Source organism: Rhizobacter sp. P3_B12, from assembly GCF_056402895.1.
In genome coordinates, this window is sequence record NZ_JBFUGN010001347.1 from 1 (window position 1) to 1,291 (window position 1,291).

Consider the following 1,291-nt stretch of genomic DNA (forward strand, 5'->3'; position numbering starts at 1 on the left):
GGTGAAGGTGATCGCGAGGATCTCCTGCGGGCGCGCGCCGTCGAGCAGCGCCCGCACGATGCGCGACACCAGCATCCAGGTCTTGCCCGCGCCGGCGCAGGCCTCGACGACGACACTGCGCTGCGGGTCGCAGGCGATCGCGTAGAACGCCTCGCGCGACACCGGGGCGCCGTCCGCCTGGTAGGCCGGGGCGTTCATCGCGCACTCCATTGGTCTTTGCGGCACAGGCCCCGGGCCTCGCAGAACTCGCAGACGCGGCCCTCGCCGAGCGCCGGCAGGCCCGCGCCGGCGCGGATGCGGGCCAGCTCGCCGGCGAGCCCCTCGACCAGCGCCTGCGCGCTCGCCTCGACCTCGGGATGCACCACCTGGCGGATCTCGTGGCCGGCATCGAGCAGCAGGTAGACGGCCTGCAGCGGCGCCTCGGTGTGCGGGCGCATCAGCGCGGCGTAGAACGCGAGCTGCGTGTCTTCGAGCGGCTGGCGCACCTGCTGGCGCAGCGCGCTCTCGCTGCCGGTCTTGTAGTCGATCAGCTCCAGCACCCGCGCACCGGCCTCGTGGCGGTGGTCGACGCGGTCGATGCGGCCGTGCAGCGTGACGGCCGCCGGCGCCGGCAGCTCGACCTCGTGCGCCTGCTCGCCTTCGGCCCATTCGATGCCCTGCGCATCGCGCTCGTGCAGCCACGCGACATAGCGCGGCGCGAGCTGCTCGAAGCTGGCGCCGTAGGGCAGGAAATCCTCGTCGGCGAGGCCGGCGCGGTCCTGCATCGTGCGGCCCAGTTGCAGCAGCCGTTCGGTCTCGTCGGCCGGCGTGCCGGGGGCGGAGCGGGTCTCGTGGAAGGCCTGCAGCACCGCATGCAGCCAGTTGCCGTAGTCGCGCTTCTCGACCTCTTCATCGAGCTCGCCGGGCTCGCGCAGCTTCAGCATGTGCAGCGCATGGAAGCGGTACGGGCAGGCGCGCAGCGCCTCGCAGGCGCTCGCCGACAGCTTGGCCGGCAGCAGCGCGCCGGCCGACGGTGCCGGCATGTAGACCGGCTGCGGCTCGATCGCCTGCGACGAGCGCGGATCGGCCCAGGCGTCGAGGCTGCGCGACACCTTCTGCAGCGCGAGCGACAGCCGCTCGACCAGCGGGCTGGCCGACAGCGGCTCGCTGCCGTCGACATGCCGGCGCAGCAGCGTGACCTGCGCGGCATGCATCGCATGCGCGAACGACAAGGCCTCGCGCTCGCGGCGGCTGGCCGCGCTCGGCAGGCCGAGCGCGACGGCCTGCGCATCGCTGATGAACGGCAGCGGAT

At 73.4% G+C, this 1,291-nt stretch carries 2 protein-coding genes; both read right to left on the minus strand.

Translation table 11 applies throughout. The features are described from left to right. Positions 1-198 (minus strand): UvrD-helicase domain-containing protein (locus AC1D01_RS35105; RefSeq protein ID WP_477829047.1); only part of this gene is annotated, 198 nt, incomplete at its 3' end. Beyond that, the coding region (locus tag AC1D01_RS35110; protein WP_477874201.1) for a RecB family exonuclease at positions 195-1,291 on the minus strand (1,097 nt) is incomplete at its 5' end. The genes AC1D01_RS35105 and AC1D01_RS35110, both read right to left, overlap by 4 nt.